Raw genomic sequence first — 4,080 nt, 5'->3', positions numbered from 1 at the left:
CCTCCCCGCTCCCCCGGTCTCGGCCTCGAGGTCGCCGCCTCGACCTTCGCCGCCCTCGGCAGCGAGCAGCGCCTGATGGTGCTGCGCTGGCCTTGTCCGGGCCGGGCGCGAGGGGCTGAGGATCGGCGAACTGGGCCAGCGCTCGGGCGTCACCGGCTCGACCCTGACCCATCATCTGAAGATCCTCAGCCAGGCCGGGCTGGTGCGGCAGCAGCGCCAGGGGCGCTCGATCCTCTGCGCTGCCGTCGCCTACGAGGACCTCGCCGCGCTGGCGGACTTCCTGCTGGCAAACTGCTGTGCCGATGCCGAAACCCCCTGTGGAGTGATCTGCAATGACTGAAATGCTGCTGAGCCGCACCCGGCTGCTGGCCGCCCGCCTCGATGGCGCCTGGGTCGCCTTCGCCGGGATCGCCCTGGCCATCGCCCTCTTCGACACGGCCTACCTGCCCGAGGCACTTGGCCTGACGGCCGAGGCCTTCATCGCCACCCTGCCCTTCCTGCTGTTCGCCATCCTCGCCGTGGCCTACCTGAAGGCCACCGGCGCCGAGACCCTGCTGGGCCGCGCCTTCGAGGGACGCGAGACGCGGATGATCGTCATGGCGGCGCTGCTCGGCGGGCTTTCGCCCTTCTGCTCGTGCCAGGTGATCCCCTTCATCGCCGCCCTGCTGGCGGTCGGCGCCCCGCTGTCGGCGGTGATGGCCTTCTGGCTGAGTTCTCCGCTGATGGACCCGGCGATGTTCTCGATCACCACCGGCACGCTGGGCCTCGACTTCGCCATCGGCAAGACCGTGGCGGCGGTGGCGCTTGGCCTTCTCGGCGGCGCGGTGGTCATGGCCCTCAAGGGCTCGCCGGTCTTTGCCGAACCGCTGCGCGAGCGGCCCCGCACCGGCAGCTGCTGCGGCGGGCCGAAGAAGCCCTTCCAGGGCAAGCCGCTCTGGCGCTTCTGGGGCGAGGCCGCACGGCGCGAGACCTTCCGCGACACCGCGCAGGAGAACCTGCTGTTCCTCGGCAAGTGGCTGCTGCTGGCCTACCTGCTGGAGGCCGTCATGCTGCGCTACCTGCCGGCCGAGTGGATCGCCTCGTTCCTGGGCGGTGACTGGGTGCAGCCGATCCTGCTGGGTGCCCTGGTCGGCGCGCCCGCCTACCTCAACGGCTATGCCGCCGTGCCGCTGGTCGACGGGCTGCTGGCGCAGGGCATGGCGCCGGGCGCGGCGATGTCCTTCGTCGTGGCCGGGGGTGTCAGCTGCATTCCCGCGGCGGTGGCGGTCTGGGCCCTGGTCAAGCCGCGTGTCTTCGCCGCCTACCTGGGCTTCGCCCTCTCGGGCGCCGTTCTGGCCGGGTTGGCCTGGAGCCTCGTGGCCTGACGCGGCGCGACCTGACGCGGCGCGCCTGACCTTACCCGCCGTCGGCCTCCCGAGGCGCGCAGTAGCAGCGCCGCAAGACCGGTCCGGCGCGCGCGCAGCGATCAGGGCCTTGCATCCCGGCGCGGCAGGGTTCAGCTATTGTCTGACCCTGCCCTCCTCTGCCAGCCGGAGATCGCCGCCAGGGCCGCCAGACCAAAGGCCGCCTTCTGCCCCCGGCGGCGCAAGGAAGGATTGCCCGGTGACCGAGACCCCCAGCAAGCCCGACACGCCCCGCCCGGCCCCCGCCTCTTCGGGTTCCCCTCCCCGCGCGGGTGTCCTGCTTCACCGGGTCTGGACCTATGTCACCAACTACTCGCTGTTGCTGATCCTCGGCGCGCTGACTGCGCTGATCTGGGCCAACCTGGACGCCGAGAGTTATCACCACGTCGTGCACATGGTGATCTGGGATCATGCCCCGTTCGGCGAGGCCGAGCTGGCCGCCGACGGCTCGGTCATCGCGCGGAAGCTGACGCTGCATTACCTCGTCAACGACATGCTGATGGCCTTCTTCTTCGCCGTGGCCGCCAAGGAGGTCTGGGAGGCGGTGATCCTCAAGGACGGTTCGCTGCGGGGGCGCAAGGCGGCCACGCCGCTCTTTGCCACCCTGGGCGGCATGGCGGGGCCGGTCGCGGTCTACCTTGGCCTGGCGCTGGTCTTCGGCTCCGAGACCTTCGACGCGGTGAAGAACGGCTGGGCCGTGCCGACGGCCACCGATATCGCCTTCTCGTACCTGGTCGGCCGGCTGGTCTTCGGGGCCGGCCATCCGGCGGTGCGCTTCCTGCTGCTGCTGGCCATCGCCGACGACGCCGCCGGGCTGATCATCCTGGCGGTCTTCTACCCGACCGGCGAGCTGGCCCCCGAGTGGCTGCTGCTTTCACTCGGGGCGGCGCTGGCGGTCTTCGTGCTGTTCAACGCCCTGCCGCGCCGGCTGGACCGGCACCGGCAGATGCGCCCCAACTCGACCCGGGTGCGCGAGGGCCTCTCGTTCTGGCCCTACCTGCTGGCGGGCTGCATCAGCTGGTACGGCTTCATGCGTGCCGGGATCCATCCCGCGCTTGGCCTGCTGCCGGTCATTCCGGCCATTCCCCACGCCGACCGCGCCTTCGGCATCTTCAACGCCGCCGAGGAATACCTGAGCGACCTGCTGAACAAGATCGAGCATGCGCTGAAACACCCGGTCGAGATCATCCTCTTCTTCTTCGGCCTGATGAACGCCGGGGTCGAGTTCTCGGCCATGTCCGCGCCGACCTGGCTGGTGCTGGCCGGACTGCTGATCGGCAAACCGCTGGGAATCACCCTGTTCGGCAGCTTCGGCGCCAGCATCCTGCGCCTGGGATTGCCCGAGGGGATGCGCCGGATCGACCTGCTGGTGGTCGGCTGCGTGGCCTCGATCGGCTTCACCGTCTCGCTGTTCATCGCCTCGGTCGCCTTCCAGGGCGGCGCGGTGCAGGACGCGGCAAAGATGGGGGCGCTGTTCAGTTTCGCCGGGGCGCTGCTGGCCATCTCCGCGGGACGGATCTGCCGGGTCAGGAAGGTCAGGATCTGACGGCGAAACGGCCTGTCGCACCGCCGACGCGCCCTGTTCCCCCTGCCCCGGGCTGCCCCGGAATACCCCGTGCGGGACACATTTTCGCCCGCTTCCCTTGGCATGCCATTTGCAAATCCGACATACTGAGCGGCAGATGGTCTGTTAACCAAATCCGCCTAATCAAGTTCGGAACCATCGGGTAGATCCAGCCGGAGAGCGCATGCTCGAGTTCGACAACGTCAGCAAGTCCTTCTGGACGGGCAGTCAGCACAAGGTGATCCTTGAGAAGGTCTCCTTCCGGGTCGAGCTTGGCCGCTCGCTGGGGATCCTGGCGCCGAACGGCACCGGCAAGACGACGCTGATCAACATGATGGCGGGGCTGGAAAAACCCGACGAGGGCGAGATCCGGCGCGGCTGCTCGATCTCCTTCCCGCTGGGCTTCATGGGCGGCGTGGTGAAGAAGCACTCTGCCATGGAGAACTCGCGCTACATCGCGCGGCTCTACGGGCTGGACCCGGACTATGTCGAGGCCTTCTGCCGCTGGCTCTGTGGCCTTGGCGAATATTTCGACCAGCCGCTCGGCACCTATTCTTCGGGGATGCGGGCGCGGTTCAGCTTCGCGCTGCTGCTGGCGCTGGACTTCGACATCTACCTGATCGATGAGGGGATGCCCAATTCGACCGACGTTGAGTTCAACCGCAAGGCCGGGGACATCCTGCGCGAGCGGCTCGAGACGACGACGGTGATCATCGTCTCGCACCAGCCCAAGACGCTGGAAAAATTCGCCCGCGAGGCCGCCGTGCTGCGTGATGGCAAGCTTTACATGTTCGACACCTTGGAAGAAGCGAAACAGCTCTATGACTACGAAGCCCAAGGCTAGAAAATTCCGCATCCGGCGCAGCGCCGGCTCGGGCGACGCCTATGCCGGCCCCCTATTCCGGGGACGAGCATCTGGACGACCATCCCGAGGTGACCGCCACCCCCCTGGAAGCGCCGCTGAACCTCGGCAAACCGCTTGAGCCGGTGCAGCCGCGCCGTCCCGTCCCCCCGGCCGCCAGCCAACCGCAGAGCCTTGCGGACCACCGCGCGATGTCGCGGGCCGAGGCCATGCAGCGGTTGCAGGCCGCCGCTCCGCAAGAGGCCCATCCG

Annotated in this window: 4 protein-coding genes and 1 pseudogene; all 5 read left to right on the top strand. The window is 68.6% G+C overall.

From position 1 onward, the window contains the following. Positions 1-340, top strand: a pseudogene (locus OS124_RS24675) (ArsR/SmtB family transcription factor); the annotation flags it as partial. After that, on the top strand, positions 333-1,364 hold the full coding sequence (locus tag OS124_RS0113585) for a permease (RefSeq protein ID WP_010140252.1): 1,032 nt from the start codon (positions 333-335) through the stop codon (positions 1,362-1,364). The pseudogene OS124_RS24675 and the gene OS124_RS0113585, both read left to right, overlap by 8 nt. A 355-nt stretch (positions 1,365-1,719) precedes the next feature. Next, positions 1,720-2,949, top strand: coding sequence for a Na+/H+ antiporter NhaA (locus tag OS124_RS0113580; RefSeq protein WP_138919536.1), 1,230 nt, complete (start codon positions 1,720-1,722; stop codon positions 2,947-2,949). Between the two features lie 202 nt (positions 2,950-3,151). Further along, entirely contained in the window at positions 3,152-3,811 is a 660-nt protein-coding gene (locus OS124_RS0113575; protein ID WP_010140250.1) for an ABC transporter ATP-binding protein, read from the top strand. Positions 3,812-3,852: 41 nt separating this feature from the next. Next, positions 3,853-4,080, top strand: a 228-nt coding sequence (locus OS124_RS24670; protein WP_010140248.1) for a hypothetical protein, incomplete at its 3' end; no start/stop codon positions are given.

This window comes from Oceanicola sp. S124 (assembly GCF_000220565.1).
Taxonomy (GTDB): Bacteria; Pseudomonadota; Alphaproteobacteria; order Rhodobacterales; family Rhodobacteraceae; genus Pseudooceanicola.
The sequence above is the reverse complement of the archived record's forward strand: the minus strand, read 5'-3'. Positions and strand labels throughout refer to the sequence as shown.

Coding starts and splice junctions, on each gene's coding strand:
- OS124_RS0113575 (WP_010140250.1), top strand. CDS start 3,152: ATGCTCGAGTTCGACAACGTCAGCAAGTCCTTCTGGACGGGCAGTCAG.
- OS124_RS0113585 (WP_010140252.1), top strand. CDS start 333: ATGACTGAAATGCTGCTGAGCCGCACCCGGCTGCTGGCCGCCCGCCTC.